Below are 18,238 nucleotides of genomic sequence, written 5' to 3'. Positions count from 1 at the left end.
AGTTTGTTCCCAGAAAGATAAAATATTTCCCGTTTCCCGAAAACAAAAAAGGCCAATACCTAAGTATCAGCCTTTGCTTTTTTAAGCCTAATTATTTTTTAGTGATGTTCACGGTTGTAGATGCATAGCATATCTAAATATGCGCTTACTAGGTTCGTTAGCTCTGCTTCGCTCTTAGAGCGGTTTGCTTGAACGAAAATAGAGTAACAAATACCGTGGAACAGATTCGCCAAGTGTTCCGGTTCATGTTGGTCACAAACTTCCCCACGTTCAATTGCTTTAATGAACATGTTTTGCACCAACAGTTGGTTAGTGCGGTTAGTTGTCACGAACAATGGCCATACTTCATCACGTGTTGATGCGCTCCATTCGAACCATACTTTTAGCCAGTGACAATCTTGGCTAACAAGTTCGATCATTGCGTTTGTGATGTTGGCGATGTTTTCACGTGCGTGAAGGTCTAAGTCGATGTTATCCGATAGGAAGTTTGAGAACTGACGTACAACGTGGTTCAGTACTTCATCAACCAAATCTTCACGAGTTGGGAAGTAATTAAATACTGTTGCAACAGAAACTTGTGCAATCTCAGCAATGTCTGCGTGACCACCACGGCCAATGCCGCGACGAGCAAACACTTCAAGAGCGATTTCCATTAGTTGCTGTTTACGTTTTAAAGGGGAAAGCCTAGTGCGAGGTCTCTTAGCTATTGAGTCCATATTCTTTTCCTTGCCATTGAGTTGATATTATTTGGGGGTAACCCCCTAATTGATTATTTTAATAGTTGCTTAAAGCATTGATGAGTGTAATGGTGCATATGTGCAAGGTCAACATCTGATGCCCAATTTATAGACAGTAATGTCATTATTGATGATTCATTCAACTAGATAAATCCGAAAACTAAGACTTTCATCCAAGAATTCAATGGAATGGGATGCGACTTTCCACCTACTGAGTGGGGTGTTACACTACACGCCGCAAGATAAGGTGATCGTTTGCGTACGACCAACCTCAACCCACAAAGAAAATTGAGCACAGTATGAAACATACAATAGAAGTGATGATTTCTGAGCAAGAAGTTCAGGATCGAATTCGTGAATTAGGTAAGCAAATTACAGAACATTACCAAGGCAGTGAAGATTTGGTATTGGTTGGTTTGCTACGTGGTTCATTTGTATTTATGGCTGACTTAGCACGTGCTATCGAACTGACTCACCAAGTCGATTTTATGACCGCTTCTAGCTACGGTAACACGATGGAAAGCTCACGTGATGTACGTATCTTGAAAGACCTTGATGACGACATTAAAGGCAAAGATGTACTGATCGTAGAAGACATCATTGATACAGGTAACACGTTAAACAAAATCAGTGAAATCCTGTCTCTACGTGAACCAAAATCTATCGCTATCTGTACGCTGCTTGATAAGCCATCTCGCCGTGAAGTAGAAGTTCCGGTTGATTGGGCTGGTTTCTCTATTCCAGATGAGTTTGTTGTTGGTGTTGGTATTGATTACGCTCAGAAATATCGTCACCTACCATTTATTGGTAAAGTGGTTCCGCAGGAATAATTTCTGTCGCCAGTTTTAGAATTAAAAAAAACGCCCATCTGAAATGGGCGTTTTTTATTTATCTTGTTGACGATTTATTTGTGATGATTAATCGCGACATAACAATTTGTTGTCATCGTTAAGAATGGTCGAGAGCGCTTTTTGGTAAGACGCTTCCACGGTCTCTTTTGAATTTGAACGAATCCCTAAGTACTCAAGACGACCATCTTCAATGCCGTACACCACTCCATGAATTTCAACATCCTGACCGCGTTCCCATGCGTTTTGCATGATGGTTGAGTTACCCAAGTTATATACTTGCTCGGCTACGTTGATTTCACCTAGTTTATCGGCGCGATCGTCAAGGGGCATTTGGTCAAGGTAAGCGCGGTGCTTAAAGTAAAGATCACGGATGTGAAGTAACCAGTTGTTGATAAGGCCGAGTTGAGGGTTATCAATTGCGGCATTCACACCACCACAACCATAATGACCACAAACGATGATGTGCTTTACTTTGAGTACGTCGACGGCGTATTGCACGACAGAGAGGCAGTTTAGGTCGGTGTGGATGACCTGGTTAGCAACGTTTCGGTGAACAAATAACTCGCCTGAGAAAAGTCCCGTTAGTCGCTCTGCTGGAACGCGACTGTCTGAACAACCAATCCAAAGAAAGTCTGGTTTCTGACCTTCCGCTAGTTTTGCGAAATATTCTGGACGATCAGATTTTATTTCTTCTGACCATTTCGAGTTATTTTCGAATAATTGTTTAATTTCCGGCATCTGACATCTACTTCCCTAAAATTAAAAAAACCAACCACTCCCTAGTGCTTACTAAGCGATCAGCGCTGTAACTATACACAATGTTACAATTTCGATCCCGTTAAATATTCATTCAAGATGACTCATCTGACTAGTTCTCGCTGTGAAAATCATAAAATATGCAGCCATCATTCAGTAAGCAAATAAGCCCAATTTGGTCGTGGCTTTTTTTCGTTTATTTCTTTAGCGAAATATTTGTTAGATTGATGGCATTTTGTCTTTTTAATGCAGGGAGCAAATTCGTGTTCGGTAGTCGCTTTAAGGATATCAACCTCAAAGGGGATCTGTTTGGTGGTGTCACAACGGCCATCATTTCACTTCCTCTCGCATTAGCATTTGGTGTGGCTTCAGGAGCTGGTGCAGAAGCTGGTTTATGGGGCGCGATCATGGTGGGGTTATTTGCTTCACTGTTTGGTGGCTCCAATACACTTATTTCTGAGCCAACCGGTCCCATGACGGTGATCATGACAGCGGTATTAACCAGTATGATGGCCAAATACCCAGAAACGGGCATGGCCATGACCTTTACCGTGGTGATGATGGCGGGCGCGTTCCAAATTGTGCTCGGTACATTAAAGCTTGGTAAATACGTAACGTTAATGCCATACAGTGTTATCTCCGGCTTTATGTCGGGTATTGGTGTCATTCTCATTATCTTGCAGTTGTCGCCTTTACTTGGCCATGCTGCGCCATCTGGCGGTGTGATAGGGACACTATCGGCTCTGCCAGATACGATTTCTAATCTTAAGTTCAGCGAACTGTTTTTAGGTTTGTTGACGTTGGGTATCTTGTTCTTCTTCCCTAAGCAATATCGCAGATACGTGCCAGCGCAGCTGGTGGCTCTTGTGGCGGTAACGTTACTTTCTGTCCTTGTCTTTGATGCCGATGATATTCGCCGAATTGGTGAAATCCCAGCAGGTTTACCTTCTTTGGTGGTGCCATATATCGATCCTGCGATGTTTACCGAAATGGTTATCGATGCATTGGTATTGGGTACGTTAGGTTGTATTGATACCTTGTTGACAGCGGTTATTGGTGACTCACTCACGCGTAAAGAGCATGATTCAGACAAGGAACTGCGTGGCCAAGGTTTGGCGAACATGATTTCTGGGCTGTTTGGCGCTCTGCCAGGTGCGGGGGCGACGATGGGAACGGTGACCAACATCCAAGTTGGCGCTCGCTCACCGTTATCCGGTGTGATTCGTGCTTTGATTCTCGCTTTAGTCGTGCTTGTCGCTAGCGGGTTGACTGAACCCATTCCGATGGCGGTATTGGCCGGTATTGCGGTTTATGTTGGCTTTAATATTCTGGATTGGAGTTTTATCCAACGTGCCCATAAGGTGAGCTTTCCGGGTATGGCGGTCATGTATGGCGTCATGCTGCTGACAGTATTTGTCGATTTGATTGTTGCTGTAGGGCTAGGAGTCTTTATTTCTAATATCATCATCATTGAACGCTTGAGTCGTGAGCAAGCACGCCAAGTTAAAGCCATCAGTGATGCTGATGAAGACGATGTACCACTAACCGATAGCGAAAGAGGCTTGTTGGACAGAGCTAATGGTAAAGTGTTGTTCTTCTATCTGTCCGGTCCGATGATCTTTAGTGTTTCTAAAGCGATCTCTCGTCAACACTCGAGCATTTCTGACTATGAAGTCATAATCCTCGACTTAACAGATGTCCCTATGATTGATGTGACGGTCGGCTTGGCTTTGGAAAACGCCATTAAAGATGCTTTAGACGCGAACTGTGAAGTGTACTTGTTGTGTCCTAACCAACGTACTCGTGAGCAACTAGAGAAATTCCATGTGATTGATTTAGTGCCGGATGCGAATACATACAAGTTCCGCTATGAAGCGCTCAATGCGGCTATCAGGCATGTTGAAACTGATGAGCATCAAATGCTGACGCTTTAATCAACAGTCTCTATTAACTAAGCGCTGCTGGGGTTCTGGGAGCGCTTTTTTATTGTTTTTAGATTGAGTGATTAAGAATCATAAAAGATAGGTATTTCTAATTTTATAGAAAGGTTTATTTGTATTCATCGTTATTCAACGATAAACTAATTCAACTTTAGTGCAATACCGATAGTCGGTTATGACGCCGACAGCAGTTTCCCCATTTGGTATTGGCATTCACGATTCATCAACAGATGGCAAGTATTACGCAATGTACGCATTAGAAATTGAACAGCTTCGCAAGACCTATGCGGGCGGATTTGAAGCGTTGAAGGGCATCAGCTTACAAGTAAAGAAAGGTGACTTTTACGCACTTCTTGGGCCGAATGGGGCTGGTAAATCAACCACCATTGGCATTATCTCTTCTTTAGTCAACAAGACATCTGGCACCACCAAGGTGTTTGGGTATGACATTGATACGCATCTTGAATTGGCGAAGCAAAACCTAGGTTTGGTTCCTCAAGAATTCAACTTCAACCAATTTGAAACCGTTGAACAGATTGTCATGCAGCAAGCGGGGTATTATGGGGTTTCAAAAGCGCTAGCTAAAGAGCGTGCAGAAAAGTACCTGACCAAACTCGACTTATGGGAGAAACGTAAGGAACGTGCGCGTAACTTGTCTGGTGGTATGAAGCGTCGTTTGATGATTGCACGAGCTCTAATGCACGAGCCTCAATTGCTGATCCTTGATGAACCAACCGCAGGGGTGGATATTGAACTGCGTCGTTCAATGTGGGACTTCTTAAAGGAGATCAACCAAGAGCAGGGCATTACCATCATTTTGACCACGCATTACTTGGAAGAAGCAGAAATGCTGTGTCGTAATATCGGTATCATTAACAAAGGTGAACTGATTGAAAATACGACCATGAAGGCGCTGTTGGGTAAATTGACGGTAGAAACTTTTATCCTAGATATTGAGTTCGACGGTGAAGTGCCAGCACTTCAAGGGGTAAGTAGCCAATCGATGGTCAATGGTTCATTGGAAATCGAATTAGATAAGAGCCAAGGGTTGAACTCGGTGTTTAACCAATTATCTGATCTAGGTGTAAAAGTGCTGTCTATGCGAAACAAAGCGAACCGTTTGGAAGAGTTGTTTGTCAGTATCGTACGTGGAGGTAACCAATAATGTACCAATTGTATTGGACGGCTTTTTGTAGCCTAGTTACAAAAGAAGTGAACCGTTTTACGCGTATTTGGGTGCAAACTTTGGTACCACCTGCGATTACGATGACGTTGTATTTCATTATTTTCGGTAACTTGATTGGCTCTCGCATCGGTGACATGAACGGCTTTAGTTATATGGAATACATTGTTCCGGGTTTGATCATGATGTCGGTGATCACGAACTCATACTCGAATGTGGCTTCCTCTTTCTTTAGTTCCAAATTCCAAAGAAACATCGAGGAATTGTTAGTGGCGCCAGTGCCGAACTACATCATCATTCTCGGCTTTGTGATGGGCGGCGTCGTACGTGGCCTATTAGTCGGAACGATTGTCACGTTTGTTTCGCTCTTCTTTGTTGATTTGCAAGTCGATCACTGGGGCATCATCATTGCGACCGTCTTTATGACGTCAGTGGTATTTTCACTTGGTGGCTTAATTAATGCGGTTTATGCGAAAACGTTTGATGATATCTCGATTATCCCTACGTTCGTTCTGACTCCGCTGACTTATCTTGGCGGTGTTTTTTACTCCATCAGTCTATTGCCTGAATTTTGGCAAGGAGTCTCTAAGCTAAATCCAATCGTCTACATGGTGAACGCTTTCCGTTATGGTTTCCTTGGTGTGTCTGATGTGGGTATCGTTACGTCGTTTAGCGTATTGATCGTCTTTGTGGTTGCGCTCTACGCGCTGGCTCACTATCTAGTGACTAAGGGGATTGGGTTAAGAAGTTAACCTTAACAACACATTCAAAGGGCAGCCATGAGAGCTGCCCTTTCTTAATGCACACCAATACATTCCCATACAATTTTTCGACTTTTAACATGCTAGGTTTGATTCATTTGTTGTAAATGCATTTGCTGTAAATGAGTGAAGCCATGAATATTGTCCCCTCTCCATCTTTCTCTTTTAAATTGCTTCTTCCTAAATATTGGTCTGTTTGGTTCGCCTTTGGTCTGTTGGCGCTGATTGTCAATCTGCTTCCATACTCAGCCTTACGTTTGTTAGGTAGGGGCATTGGTTCGCTTGCGATGCTGGCCATGAAGCGCCGTAAAGGCATTGCAAAGCAAAATTTAAAACTCTGCTTTCCCGAATACAGCGCTCAAGAATGCGATGTACTGGTAAAGACAAACTTTAAATACACAGGGATGGCGCTGATCGAGACCGGAATGGCTTGGTTTTGGCCTGAGTGGCGAGTGAAGCGTCTAGCCAAGGTGGTTGGAAAAGAGCGTTTACTGGAACAAGAGAAAAATGGGCGTGGTGTACTGGTGGTTTGCAGTCATCACCTAAATTTGGAAATGACGGCGCGTATTTTTAGTCAATTTGCCAAAGGCTATGGTGTTTATCGACCGAATTCAAACCCTGTTTATGAGTTTGTTCAGCATCGAGGACGCACGCGTTGCGGCCATCAAATGATTGATCGGAAAGACGTTAAATCAATGCTTAAAGTGCTGAAAAACGGTCAGCGACTGTGGTACTTACCTGACCATGATTACGGTGTTAAAAATTCGGTCTTCGCCCCGTTTTTCGCTGTTGAGCAAGCCGCGAGTACTGCAGGATCAAGTGTGCTTATTGATGCGACAAAATGTGCAGTGATGTCAGGGGTTACGGTCAGTGAACATTCTCACTACACGCTCTATATTGGTGAAGATCTCAGTGGACGTTTCGAGCGCCGTAATCCAGTCAAAGCGGCAAGTATTTTAAATCAAGAACTTGAAGGCATGATAAGAAGAGACGTGCCAGCTTGGATGTGGCTGCATAAGCGGTTTAAAACTCGTCCGGAAGGTTTGAGTGGCGTTTATGCGTAAGAGGGATACAAAAAAGGTCGGCTTAGTGCCGACCTTTTTATTTGCGAATTTCGTTTATTCAGCGTTTGCTGAATTCGCTTCGCTAGATTCTTCTTCTTTAGCTTCTACCGCCATATCAACAGTTTGGTTGTCGATGAGGCGTGCTTTACCTAAGAAGGCAGACATCAAGATCACGGCTTGAGTGGTCTCTGTTGTGATTGCTTGAAGTGTGCGAGCATCACGAATGAAGATTTCATCTGGCTGCAAACCGGCAGCGCGTAATTGATCATTTGCATCTTCAATCACTGAAGCGTAATCGTCACGACCACCACGCATCGCGCTACTGATCCAGCGCATAGTACGTGCTAAAACAGGTGCGCGTTGACGCTCATCAATCGTTAGCAGGCCATTGCGAGAGCTCATTGCAAGGCCGTCCATTTCACGAACGGTTGCGACACCTACGATTTCGATGTCCATTGCTAGATCATCAACCATCTTACGAATAACAGCAAGCTGTTGGAAATCTTTCTCACCAAAGCAAGCTACATCAGGTTGAACGATGTTGAATAACTTATTTACGATAGTCGTCACGCCACGGAAATGGCCCGGACGAGAAGCGCCTTCAAGAATCGTAGAAAGCCCAGGCACATCGACAAAAGTCTGTTTATCTAAGCCTTCAGGGTAAATGATCTCTGGTGTCGGTGTGAATACCAACTCGACGCCTTCACCGCTTAGCTTGTTAAGATCTTCTTCAAGTGTACGAGGGTAGTTATTTAAATCGTCTGCACGTTCAAACTGCATCGGGTTGACAAAGATGCTTACCACAACGACATCGGCGTACTCGCGTGCTTTACGAACCAGTGTTAGATGGCCTTCGTGTAGGTTGCCCATGGTTGGGACAAACGCAACTTTACGACCTTCACGTTTGAACGTCTTGATCTGTTCACGAATGGCTGAGATTTCTGCAAAAGTGTGCATGCATTTATCCTCTAGGCAATAGTATGAGCGTCGTCTGGGAACACTGCACTTTCAACGTCTGCCATGTATTTTGCCACAGCTGTACGCATATCGCCTGTTTCAGCAAGGAAGTTTTTCGAGAACTTTGGCATGTAGTTCGCCGAAATTCCGAACATATCGTGCATAACTAGGATTTGACCGTCCGTTACGTTACCTGCACCGATGCCAATTACTGGTACATCAAGTACTTGAGTAATACGAGCTGCCAATTCAGCTGGAACACACTCGAGTAAAACAATTTGAGCGCCGGCTTCTTGCAGTGCTAATGCATCTTTTACCATACGATCGGCTTTTTCTTGATCGCGACCTTGCACTTTGTAACCACCAAAGATGTTTACAGATTGTGGTGTTAGGCCCAAGTGTGCACAGACTGGTACCGCGCGTTCCGTTAGCATTTTTACGGTATCTACTAACCAGTCGCCGCCTTCAATTTTTACCATATTTGCGCCAGCACGCATGAGTACTGCTGCGTTCTCACACGCTTGCTCTGGCGTTGCATAGCTCATGAATGGCATATCAGCCATCAAAAGACAATTCGGGCTACCAGCGCGTACACAGCGAGTGTGATAAGCAATATCTTCAACAGTAACAGGTAACGTGTCGGTCTTACCTTGCAGAACCATGCCTAGAGAGTCACCTACCAGTAAAACTGGCATTTCTTGGCTTTCGAAAAGTTGGGCAAAGCTTGCATCGTATGCAGTTGAAGTAGCAAATTTACGACCTTCTTGCTTCCACTTAATCAGGTCGTTAATGGTCATTTTTTTCATTGTTTTATCCTCACTAGGAGTTGGCTATGACTGCCAAATATTGAGGCCGTTGCGATCTACTTTTTCAAGTAGTGACGACACCTCGATCCCGTCTGGGAGTTGTAAACTTGGTGCAATTTCCGCAAGAGGGTAGAGTACGAACTCGCGCTCTCTCATTCCATAATGTGGAACTGTCAGTCTTTCGGAATCAATCACCTCATTGCCATATAACACGATGTCGAGATCCAAGGTTCTTGGTCCCCAACGCTCGTCTTTACGGACACGCCCTTGCTCTTGCTCTATTGCTTGGGTGCAATCGAGCAGTTCAAGTGGCGTCAAATTGGTTTTAATTGCCACAACCGCATTGATGTAATCCGGCTGGTTTTGCGGACCCATTGGTGTGCTGCTGTATAGCGAAGAAGCTTGAATAAACTCTGTTTTAGGCAGGGTCTTCAGTGCTTCAATCGCTAATTTAGCTTGGCTGACGGGATCAGCCAAGTTACTGCCTACCGCAATGTACGCTGTGATCATGAGTTTGGTTTACTCTTTTTCTTGCGATAGGTTTTACGACGTCGTTGGCCTGTTTTTGGTGCTTGGCCATCTAGGTCTGCCGCCATGGCTTGGCGCATTTCTCGGCCAGCATTTTGGAAAGTTTCCCACCACTTAGCAAGCTTCTGAGTGTCGCCGCCTTCAATTTCACCGCGCATTTCAAGAAAATCAAAGCCAGCTCTAAATTTATTGAGCTCCATCAGGCGGAAAGCACGCTTACCATTGCGACGTGGAAGACGTAATTGCAGCTGCCAAATCTCGCGTATGGTCGCGGTATGACGGCGCGGAATGGCGATTGAACGTACTTGGTCATCAAGAATGATGTTGCTTGCTTCCATGATGGCATCGTAATGGCACAGATTACGCTGTTCCATGAGTTTGTCTGCCATTGCACACAGTGGGTACCACAGCATTGCAGCAAACATAAAGGCAGGGTTAATACGCTTACCTTCTTCGATGCGCATATCGGTTGAATCCAACACTAAATCAAGCATTTGCTCAGTGTGAGATTCATAATCTTCAGTGAAGTGCTCTGAAATTGCAGGGAACAACTGTTGGAATAAGTTGTATTCACGCAATAAATGGTAGGTTTCTAGCCCATACCCAGACTGAAGCAGTTTCAGTGATTCCTCGAACAGACGTGCCGATGGAATATCACGTAGTAGTGGTGCCATCTCTTCGATTGGTGCCGCGGTATCTTCTTCGATATCGAAGTCCAATTTCACCGCAAAGCGAACTGCACGCAGCATACGTACTGGGTCTTCGCGGTAACGGGTTTCTGGGTCACCGATCAGGCGAATAAGGCGATCTTCTAGATCTTCAATACCACGCGCATAATCGTGAATTGAGTAGTCTGCGATGTTGTAGTACATCGAGTTAATCGTGAAGTCGCGACGTTCGGCATCTTCATCTACGGTGCCGTATACGTTGTCGCGAAGTAGCATCCCTTCTTTCGATTGCTGGGAGATACTTTTGTTCTGTTGCTCTTGGTGGTGACCACGGAACGTTGCAACTTCGATGATGTCTCGACCAAACATAATGTGTGCGAGACGGAAGCGACGACCGATCAAACGGCAGTTTCTAAATAACTGTTTGATCTGCTCTGGTGTCGCGTTCGTTGCAATATCAAAGTCTTTTGGTTTTTGTCCAAGCAGTAAGTCTCGAACCCCGCCACCTACAAGATAAGCATCGAAACCGGCACCGTTCAGTCGGTATAGCACTTTCAGTGCATTGTCACTGATATGCTTACGCGAGATATTGTGCTCTTCACGAGTAATTACATTAAGAGCGAGTTCTGGGATCATGGCAGATTCGCTTGGTGTATAGTCGTTTGTATTCATGTGCATCTGGCAATAACTGGGTTTAATCCAATCTTGCTTTGGTTAGTTTCTACGCCTCGAGGGCCAATTTTGCGGCTAATGATAGCCTACGCAGTGCCATTTGAGAATCACGGTGTGATCTCGATCTCTGCTGGAAGCTGTTCTAAGTGCCAATTTTCGCAACCCCAACGCAGTATTTCTTCAAGGTTTGCGCCTTTTACATCGTCAGGTATATCAAAGCCTAAAAATGTCATGGCATGCAGCAGAGCTGGCTTCGGATTGTCGACATCAATAGCCGTCGCATGGTTTTGTTTTGACAGCTTATTACCGTTTGAATCCATCGCTAACGGTAAGTGTAAATAGCTTACTTCTGGTTGCCCAAGTATTTGGTACAAGCTGATTTGACGACCTGTGGGCTCAATTAAATCCGCACCACGAACGACTTCGGTAACCCCTTGGTCGATGTCATCTAATACTACCGCAAGATTATAGGCAAATAATCCATCTCGACGCTTAATAATGAAATCTTCATTTACTAGAGCTTCTGGAATCGTCATGGTGCCTTGTTTCTTATCGAGAAAATCAGCGATAGGTTTGGTCATTTTTAGGCGAATTGCGCCTTCTTTCAAGCCTTTATCTCGACATGTTCCCAGATAATAGCCGCCGTGTTCTTTAATTTGCTTGCGAGTACATTGGCAATAATAAGCGTCGCCATTCTTTAACCAAGCATCGATTTGTGTTTGGTATAAGTGATGACGTTCGCTTTGGTATACGACGTTGCCGTCCCAGTGCAAATGGTAAGCGCGTAGTGCACTTAGAATCTCGTCAGAAGCTCCCGGCATTTCTCTGGGTGGATCAAGGTCTTCGATACGTACCAACCAATCTCCGTGATTGGCTTTCGCTTGAAAGTAGCTGCCGAGCGCAGCTACTAACGATCCAAAATGTAATGGCCCAGAAGGGGATGGTGCGAATCGACCTACATAGCGTGTCATGCGTGTATCTCGAAATTATTCTAATAAAGCTAAGCCAAAACAAAAAGGGAGCCTGAGCTCCCTTTCAATAATCATCATGCTTGGTTGATTAACCTTGCATTTGTTTCTCTTTGATCTCTGCAAGTGTTTTACAGTCGATACAAAGGTCTGCGGTTGGACGCGCTTCAAGGCGACGAACACCAATTTCAACACCACATGATTCACAGAAGCCGAAATCTTCTTCAGTGATTTTATCAAGTGTTTTTTCGATCTTCTTGATCAGGCGACGCTCACGGTCACGGTTACGCAGTTCTAAGCTGAACTCTTCCTCTTGAGAAGCACGGTCAACTGGATCTGGGAAGTTTGCTGCTTCGTCCTGCATATGGTGTACAGTGCGATCGACTTCTTCCCTGAGCTGATTACGCCAAGCTGTTAAGATTTTCGTAAAGTGTTCAACCTGTTCTGGTGACATGTACTCTTCACCAGGCTTTTCCTGATATGGCTCCACGCCGGCAATGGCTAGGATGCCTATCGTTTTCTTCTTTGATTCTGGCATACAGCATCTCCTACTTACACCTAGTCAACTGCTTTGCAGTCAATTTAAGGCGGGTATCTATAGCAAAAAGAGGCGGTGCAGGCAATTACTGAATTGCAAACTTATCGTCATTGTGAAGATAACATCATTTTTTCTCTTAATTGATAAATTCAATAGCAGAGATTAGCTTGACTTCAGTATTGCTCAGTTCAGCTTTGTAGCAGAGAACTTCCACTCCAGCGTCTTGTGCTTGTTTTAGTAAAGTTGAATATTTCGCGTCTATATGGTGCGCCGCAGATACTTTTTCAATACCTGAATGTAAAACAGTGAATAAAAGTATGGCTCTACTTCCAGTTTGTGCCATTTCTGTGAGCTCTCGCAGGTGCTTTTGTCCTCGAGTAGTCACGGCATCAGGGAAATAGCCTTGGCCGGATGCGCTTTCTTCATCCAACAGCGTGACGCTTTTCACTTCTATATAACACTTTGATTTGTCACTTGCGCTGAGCAAGATATCAATTCGACTATTTTCATTGCCATATTTCACTTCAGTTTGAAGTTTGTCATACCCACACAGTTCTGAAATGACATTATTTTCAATTGCTTCTACGGCAAGTTGGTTAGCTCGAGCGGTGTTAATACAGATTTTATGGCCCTGTTGTGTTTCACTGAGCTCCCAACTATTGGGATATTTGCGCTTAGGGTTATCAGAAGTGGAGTACCAAACTTTGTTGCCTGGTGTGGCGCAGCCTGTCATTGCACCAGTATTGGCACAGTGGATAGTGCGAACTTCGCCGTTATCCAATTCGATATCGGCAAGAAAGCGTTTGTAGCGTTTGAGCAGAGTCGCTGACTCTAGAGTAGGTTCGAAATGCATTTTGCTTCTTTAGGGGGGACTGTTTTTATGTACAATGTTGCCAACATTACAACACAAGGTATTTCCTTTGTCACAATTGCCGATTGAAGCCGTGATGCCGCAATTACTTGCTGCGGTTAATCATCAACATCAAGTGATCTTAAAAGCTGCGCCGGGTGCCGGTAAGTCGACATTCTTTCCTCTAAAGCTTCTTCAAAGCCAAACCGTCACGGGCAAAATCATCATGCTAGAACCAAGACGTTTAGCGGCTCGTAATATTGCGCGTTATCTAGCACAGCAGTTGGGGGAACAAGTTGGAGATCGAGTTGGTTATCGTGTACGTGGTGAGACGAAGGTAAGTAAAAATACGCAACTTGAAATTGTAACGGAAGGGATCATGACTCGGATGATCCAAAATGACCCAGAGTTAGATGGCATCGACCTGCTGATCTTTGATGAGTTTCATGAGCGAAGTATTCATGCTGATACGGCATTGGCCTTTAGTTTAGAGGTTCAAGAAGCGTTGAGAGACGACCTCAAGCTGGTAGTGATGTCAGCTACGCTTGACCAAGATGCCTTACAAACCTTGTTGCCAGAGGCTGAATATATTGAGTCTGAAGGGCGAAGTTTTGAGGTGGAAACGCGTTATTTACCTCTGGGTACAAATGATCATTTGCCCACATCAATGGCAAGGACGATTGAAAGCCTAATTCAGAAAGAAACAGGGTCGTTGCTCGCCTTTCTGCCTGGCGTTGGGGCAATTAAGCAGGTCGCGGAACGTTTGTCACATCTTCCTAATTCTGTGGAAGTTTGCCCTTTATATGGTCAATTGAGCTTTGCCGAGCAACAAAAAGCCATTGCTCCCGCTTTTGGAGGTAAACGCAAAGTCGTGCTCGCGACTAATATTGCTGAAACTTCTTTGACCATTGAAGGCATTCGATTGGTCGTCGATTCTGGATTAGAACGTGTGGCGCGTTTTGATTTGAAGAATGGACTTACGCGCTTGGAGCAAGTGCGAGTGGCACAATCGTCTGCGATTCAACGTGCTGGTCGTGCAGGGCGTATTGAAGAGGGCATTTGCGTCCGGTTGTATTCGGAAAGCCAATTCAAGCAGCAACCGCAAGTTCCCCAACCAGAAATCCTGCACTCAGATTTAGCAAGCTTGGTCATGGAACTATCATTCTGGGGAGCAGGGGATATCGCAGAGCTTAAATGGTTGAATATTCCTTCTTCAGCATCGCTTGCTCAGGCTAAACAGCTGTTGATTTCTTTAGGGTTACTTACCGAGCAAGGCCAACTTACTTCTGCAGGTAAAACGGCCCACGCTCTTGGTGTAGAGCCGCGCTCAGCAGCAATGCTGATTCAAGCACAGCAGCGCAGTGAAAAAATGCTAAATACCGCTTTGGCTGCGGTCGCCCTAATTGAAGAGCCCGAGCGCAATGTGACTAACATCGCGCATAGCCTACATCGCTGGGTAAGTGGTACACATGCAAAGAAAGCTATATTGCACAAGCGATCTCAAGCGCTGGCGCACAAACTGGATACAGTATACAGCCTACCTGATGTTGATGAGCGAGTGCTAGCGTTAGTATTGAGCTTAGCTTTCCCCGATCGCATTGCGCAGCAGCGTGTTAACCAATATGGTCGTTTTACTTTGTCTAACGGGCATGGTGCTGAGTGTCGACCAGAAGAGACACTCGGTGGTTGTGATTACTTAGTTGCGATTGATTTGATGCGCTCGCATTCTAACTCAAGCCAAATTAACCTAGCTTGTGACTTAGATATCAACGCATTACAAGAAATGTTCGAGCACCTTTTCACGACGGCTGATTTGGTTGATTGGGATGAGAAAAAAGGCCGTTTGATTGCCGAACGCCAAATCAAACTTGGTCAACTGGTGATTAAGCGTGAAGCCTTGCCGAGTCCGGGTAAAGAAAAAATGACACAAGCTTTACTCACTTATGTCCGCCGTCAGGGCTTACTGAGTCTAAACTGGACGTCGGCAGCGGAAAATTTGTTAGAACGTATTCGCTGCGCAGTGGAATGGTTACCTGAGCAAGCTTGGCCAAGTTTTGATGAGACCAGTTTGCTTAATGGCCTAGAAGAGTGGCTAGAGCCGTACATGAGCACGGTTTCATCGGCGAAAGATTTGGCGAAAGTGAACCTAGTGGAAGCGTTGAACGCTCGATTAGGTTGGCCGTTGAATCAACAGATTGATGAGTGGTTGCCAGAAGATTATCGCTTACCAACAGGTTCGAAAAAGCGCATTCGTTACCAATTTGGTCATGAGCCTGTGCTGTCAGTGCGTATGCAAGAAGTGTTTGGAGAGAGCACTTCTCCAACGGTGGCACAAGGTCGCAAGCGATTGGTGTTAGAGTTACTTTCTCCAGCACAACGGCCTCTTCAGGTGACAACGGATTTAGCTGCCTTTTGGGCAGGAAGCTACAAAGAAGTGCAAAAAGAGATGAAAGGCCGATATCCAAAACACGTTTGGCCTGATGATCCTGCCACTCATGTAGCGACAACAAAAACAAAAAGACAATTGAATAATGACTGATACAAAAAAGCCCAGTGCAAAAAGAGCACCAGCGAAGAAAACAACGTCAAGTAAAACGACTGCCGCTAAGAAAAGCGGTGCGAAGCGACCGAGAAAATCGCCATCGAAGAAGCCAAGTAATGGCAAGCAGTCTTGGCTTAAAATCATTTGGTCATTTAGCTGGAAAGCGGGTGTAGCGTTGGCCGCAGTATTGCTTTTCGTCGGGATTTATTTAGATAGTGTAGTGAAAGATCGTTTCGATGGGCAGTTGTTTGATTTGCCAACGGTCGTGTACGCTCGCATTCTCAATTTGAATCCTGGTGAAAACATAACCATCAAAGAAATGCGTAACGAGCTAGATGTTTTGAATTACCGTAAGGTTAGTCAACCGCGTTATCCTGGCGAATACTCTTCCTCTTCCACTCGTATTGAGCTCATCCGTCGTCCTTTTGAATTTGCTGATGGCCCTGAGCCTGATCGTCACGTGATGTTGCATTTCTCAAGCAGCGGCTTAACGCGCATTCAATCTCTCGAATCAAAAGGAGATTTAGGTTACTTGCGTATTGAACCTAAGATGTTGGGTATGCTGGAGAAAGATCAAAACGAACAACGATTGTTCCTACGTCGTGATCAATTCCCTGAAATTCTTGTCGATGCACTTCTTGCGACCGAAGATCGTGATTTCTACCAGCATGATGGAGTCTCTCCTTTGGCGATTGGTCGTGCACTTGTTGCCAACATCAAGGCAGGCCGTACCGTACAAGGTGGCAGTACGCTGACCCAGCAGTTAGCAAAAAACTTATTCTTAACTCGCGATAAAACGTTATGGCGTAAAGTTCGTGAAGCGTATATCGCACTGATTTTGGATTATCGATACAGCAAAGATCGAATTCTTGAGGCTTACCTCAACGAAGTTTATCTCGGTCAAAGTGGCGGGGATGCGATTCATGGCTTTGCTTTGGCATCACGATACTACTTTGGACAACCAATCCAGGAGCTTCGTATCGACCAACTTGCGATGCTGGTGGGTATGGTTAAAGGGCCATCTTACTACAATCCAATTCGTTACCCTGAGCGCACGAAAACACGTCGTGATCTAGTTTTACGCCTCTTGATGCAACAAGACATGCTGACTTCTGAACAGTATGAACAAGCAGTCAATCGTCCGTTAGATACGCAAAGTAAACCTCGTATAGCAAGCCGTCAGCCCGCTTATTTCCAGCAACTGAATATTGAGCTGAAAGAAAAAGTGGGTGATAACTTCAAAGCTGAAACGGGGTTACGTTTGTTTACGTCTCTCGATCCTGTTTCGCAAAGTAAGCTAGAACAAGCGATTGCGAAAAAGGTACCTGAGTTGGCTAAGCGAGCAGGTAAAGAACTTGAAGCTGCAGCGGTTGCGGTTGACCGTCATAGTGGCGAGATTCGTGCCATGGTTGGTGGTAAGCGTGTCGGCTACGAGGGCTTTAACCGAGCATTGAATGCGAGTCGTCCAATTGGTTCGTTAGTGAAGCCTGCAATTTACTTGACGGCATTAGAGCAACCAGAGAAATACAACCTCGCTACCACGCTTCACGATACGCCGTTAAGTTTGAAAGGCAGTAAGGGTAGCGTTTGGTCGCCACGTAATTTCGACCGTAAATTCCGTGGTGATGTGCCTCTATACCTAGCACTAGCGAAATCTCTTAATGTGCCAACCGTTCGTTTGGGGATGGAACTCGGTATTCCTGAGGTTTCTGATACGCTAGAACGTCTCGGCGTTGATAAAAATGAGATCCGCCCAGTGCCATCTATGTTCTTAGGTTCTTTCTCTCTGACGCCATTTGAAGTCGCACAGATGTACCAGACGGTAACAAACTCGGGTAAACGCGCGAAACTGTCAGCATTGCGTTCGGTTATCGATATGGATGGTAATGTGATTTATCAATCACTGCCTCGTTCGGCTCAGGCTGTTGATCAGCAAGCGGCATGGCTAACTACATACGCAATGAAGCAAGGTGTTGCACAAGGAACTGGCCGTTTCTTACAAAGCCAATTCTCATGGGCGGCGTTAGCAGGTAAAACGGGCACCAGTAATGACAGCCGTGATAGTTGGTTTGTCGGTGTTGATGGTCGGGAAGTGACAACCGTTTGGCTGGGGCGCGATGATAATAAATCTACCAAGTTGACGGGTTCAAGCGGTGCTCTGCGTGTTTACGCCGAATATTTGCAGCAACGTATCCCTGAGCGACTGGAATTGCCATGGCCAAAAGAAGTGACGACATTGGGTTTCCAAAAAGCGGCGAATGGTGCGTTGGAACTGAACTGTCGTAGCGAATATAAGTTGCCAGTGTGGGATAAAACAGGCCAAATAAAACAGCAGTGCGAGAAAAAATCGAACTGGTTGAATAATTTATTTGATTGGTAAGGCTACCAAAAACGCTATCACTGACTTGTTTCATTGG

The 18,238-nt window shown here is 45.0% G+C and carries 16 protein-coding genes; 7 read left to right on the top strand and 9 right to left on the bottom strand.

Features of this window, described 5'->3' with window-relative positions; all coding sequences use genetic code 11:
* Positions 1 to 98 precede the first annotated feature (98 nt).
* Complete coding sequence (opaR, locus tag OQJ86_RS03845; RefSeq protein ID WP_038870500.1) at positions 99 to 716, bottom strand: transcriptional regulator OpaR; 618 nt, start codon at positions 714 to 716, stop codon at positions 99 to 101.
* A gap of 320 nt (positions 717 to 1,036) precedes the next feature.
* Between opaR and hpt the strand changes: the two genes are divergently transcribed.
* Positions 1,037 to 1,567: a hypoxanthine phosphoribosyltransferase gene (gene hpt, locus OQJ86_RS03840; protein ID WP_038870502.1), complete on the top strand. Its 531-nt coding sequence runs from the start codon at positions 1,037 to 1,039 to the stop codon at positions 1,565 to 1,567.
* Between the two features lie 87 nt (positions 1,568 to 1,654).
* On the opposite strand, the gene can is transcribed toward hpt, so the two are convergent.
* The gene (gene can / locus OQJ86_RS03835; protein ID WP_038870504.1) at positions 1,655 to 2,326 is read right to left on the bottom strand and encodes a carbonate dehydratase; all 672 of its coding nucleotides are present in this window, start codon (positions 2,324 to 2,326) and stop codon (positions 1,655 to 1,657) included.
* Positions 2,327 to 2,607: 281 nt separating this feature from the next.
* Between can and OQJ86_RS03830 the strand changes: the two genes are divergently transcribed.
* The 4 genes from OQJ86_RS03830 to OQJ86_RS03815 all read left to right on the top strand — a co-directional run bounded on the left by OQJ86_RS03830 (position 2,608) and on the right by OQJ86_RS03815 (position 7,292).
* On the top strand, positions 2,608 to 4,278 hold the full coding sequence (locus tag OQJ86_RS03830; protein ID WP_265986567.1) for a SulP family inorganic anion transporter: 1,671 nt from the start codon (positions 2,608 to 2,610) through the stop codon (positions 4,276 to 4,278).
* A 253-nt stretch (positions 4,279 to 4,531) separates the two neighbouring features.
* Positions 4,532 to 5,449 carry an ABC transporter ATP-binding protein gene (locus tag OQJ86_RS03825; protein ID WP_038879226.1) on the top strand — a complete coding sequence of 306 codons (918 nt, stop codon included), beginning with the start codon at positions 4,532 to 4,534 and terminating at the stop codon, positions 5,447 to 5,449.
* On the top strand, positions 5,449 to 6,219 hold the full coding sequence (locus OQJ86_RS03820) for an ABC transporter permease (RefSeq protein ID WP_265986565.1): 771 nt from the start codon (positions 5,449 to 5,451) through the stop codon (positions 6,217 to 6,219). Before OQJ86_RS03825 ends, OQJ86_RS03820 begins: the two co-directional genes overlap by 1 nt.
* Before the next feature lie 143 nt (positions 6,220 to 6,362).
* Positions 6,363 to 7,292, top strand: a complete 930-nt coding sequence (locus OQJ86_RS03815) for a Kdo(2)-lipid IV(A) acyltransferase (RefSeq protein ID WP_039976914.1) — start codon at positions 6,363 to 6,365, stop codon at positions 7,290 to 7,292.
* A 54-nt stretch (positions 7,293 to 7,346) separates the two neighbouring features.
* On the opposite strand, the gene panC is transcribed toward OQJ86_RS03815, so the two are convergent.
* The 7 genes from panC to sfsA form a co-directional block, all read right to left on the bottom strand.
* Entirely contained in the window at positions 7,347 to 8,249 is a 903-nt protein-coding gene (gene panC / locus OQJ86_RS03810; RefSeq protein ID WP_042603137.1) for a pantoate--beta-alanine ligase, read from the bottom strand.
* A gap of 11 nt (positions 8,250 to 8,260) precedes the next feature.
* Positions 8,261 to 9,055 carry a 3-methyl-2-oxobutanoate hydroxymethyltransferase gene (gene panB, locus OQJ86_RS03805; protein ID WP_038870513.1) on the bottom strand — a complete coding sequence of 265 codons (795 nt, stop codon included), beginning with the start codon at positions 9,053 to 9,055 and terminating at the stop codon, positions 8,261 to 8,263.
* A gap of 24 nt (positions 9,056 to 9,079) precedes the next feature.
* On the bottom strand, positions 9,080 to 9,565 hold the full coding sequence (gene folK, locus OQJ86_RS03800) for a 2-amino-4-hydroxy-6-hydroxymethyldihydropteridine diphosphokinase (RefSeq protein ID WP_038870514.1): 486 nt from the start codon (positions 9,563 to 9,565) through the stop codon (positions 9,080 to 9,082).
* On the bottom strand, positions 9,562 to 10,929 hold the full coding sequence (gene pcnB, locus OQJ86_RS03795; protein ID WP_038870516.1) for a polynucleotide adenylyltransferase PcnB: 1,368 nt from the start codon (positions 10,927 to 10,929) through the stop codon (positions 9,562 to 9,564). The genes folK and pcnB overlap by 4 nt, the downstream gene beginning before the upstream one ends.
* Positions 10,930 to 11,030: 101 nt before the next feature.
* On the bottom strand, positions 11,031 to 11,894 hold the full coding sequence (gene gluQRS / locus OQJ86_RS03790) for a tRNA glutamyl-Q(34) synthetase GluQRS (protein ID WP_104028306.1): 864 nt from the start codon (positions 11,892 to 11,894) through the stop codon (positions 11,031 to 11,033).
* A gap of 88 nt (positions 11,895 to 11,982) precedes the next feature.
* Positions 11,983 to 12,429 carry an RNA polymerase-binding protein DksA gene (dksA, locus tag OQJ86_RS03785; protein ID WP_010450149.1) on the bottom strand — a complete coding sequence of 149 codons (447 nt, stop codon included), beginning with the start codon at positions 12,427 to 12,429 and terminating at the stop codon, positions 11,983 to 11,985.
* 136 nt (positions 12,430 to 12,565) lie between these two features.
* Entirely contained in the window at positions 12,566 to 13,282 is a 717-nt protein-coding gene (gene sfsA, locus OQJ86_RS03780; protein WP_038870521.1) for a DNA/RNA nuclease SfsA, read from the bottom strand.
* Between the two features lie 67 nt (positions 13,283 to 13,349).
* Here sfsA and hrpB point away from each other — a divergent pair, with 67 nt between their 5' ends.
* Together hrpB and mrcB are read left to right on the top strand one after the other, a co-directional pair.
* Positions 13,350 to 15,818: an ATP-dependent helicase HrpB gene (gene hrpB, locus OQJ86_RS03775; protein ID WP_265986555.1), complete on the top strand. Its 2,469-nt coding sequence runs from the start codon at positions 13,350 to 13,352 to the stop codon at positions 15,816 to 15,818.
* On the top strand, positions 15,811 to 18,201 hold the full coding sequence (gene mrcB / locus OQJ86_RS03770) for a penicillin-binding protein 1B (RefSeq protein ID WP_102388494.1): 2,391 nt from the start codon (positions 15,811 to 15,813) through the stop codon (positions 18,199 to 18,201). The genes hrpB and mrcB overlap by 8 nt, the downstream gene beginning before the upstream one ends.
* The last annotated feature ends 37 nt before the right edge of the window (positions 18,202 to 18,238 follow it).

The sequence above is a fragment of the Vibrio sp. Sgm 5 genome (genome assembly GCF_026241575.1).
Classification (GTDB): domain Bacteria; phylum Pseudomonadota; class Gammaproteobacteria; order Enterobacterales; family Vibrionaceae; genus Vibrio; species Vibrio jasicida.
This window is presented reverse-complemented; position numbering and strand designations above follow the sequence as displayed.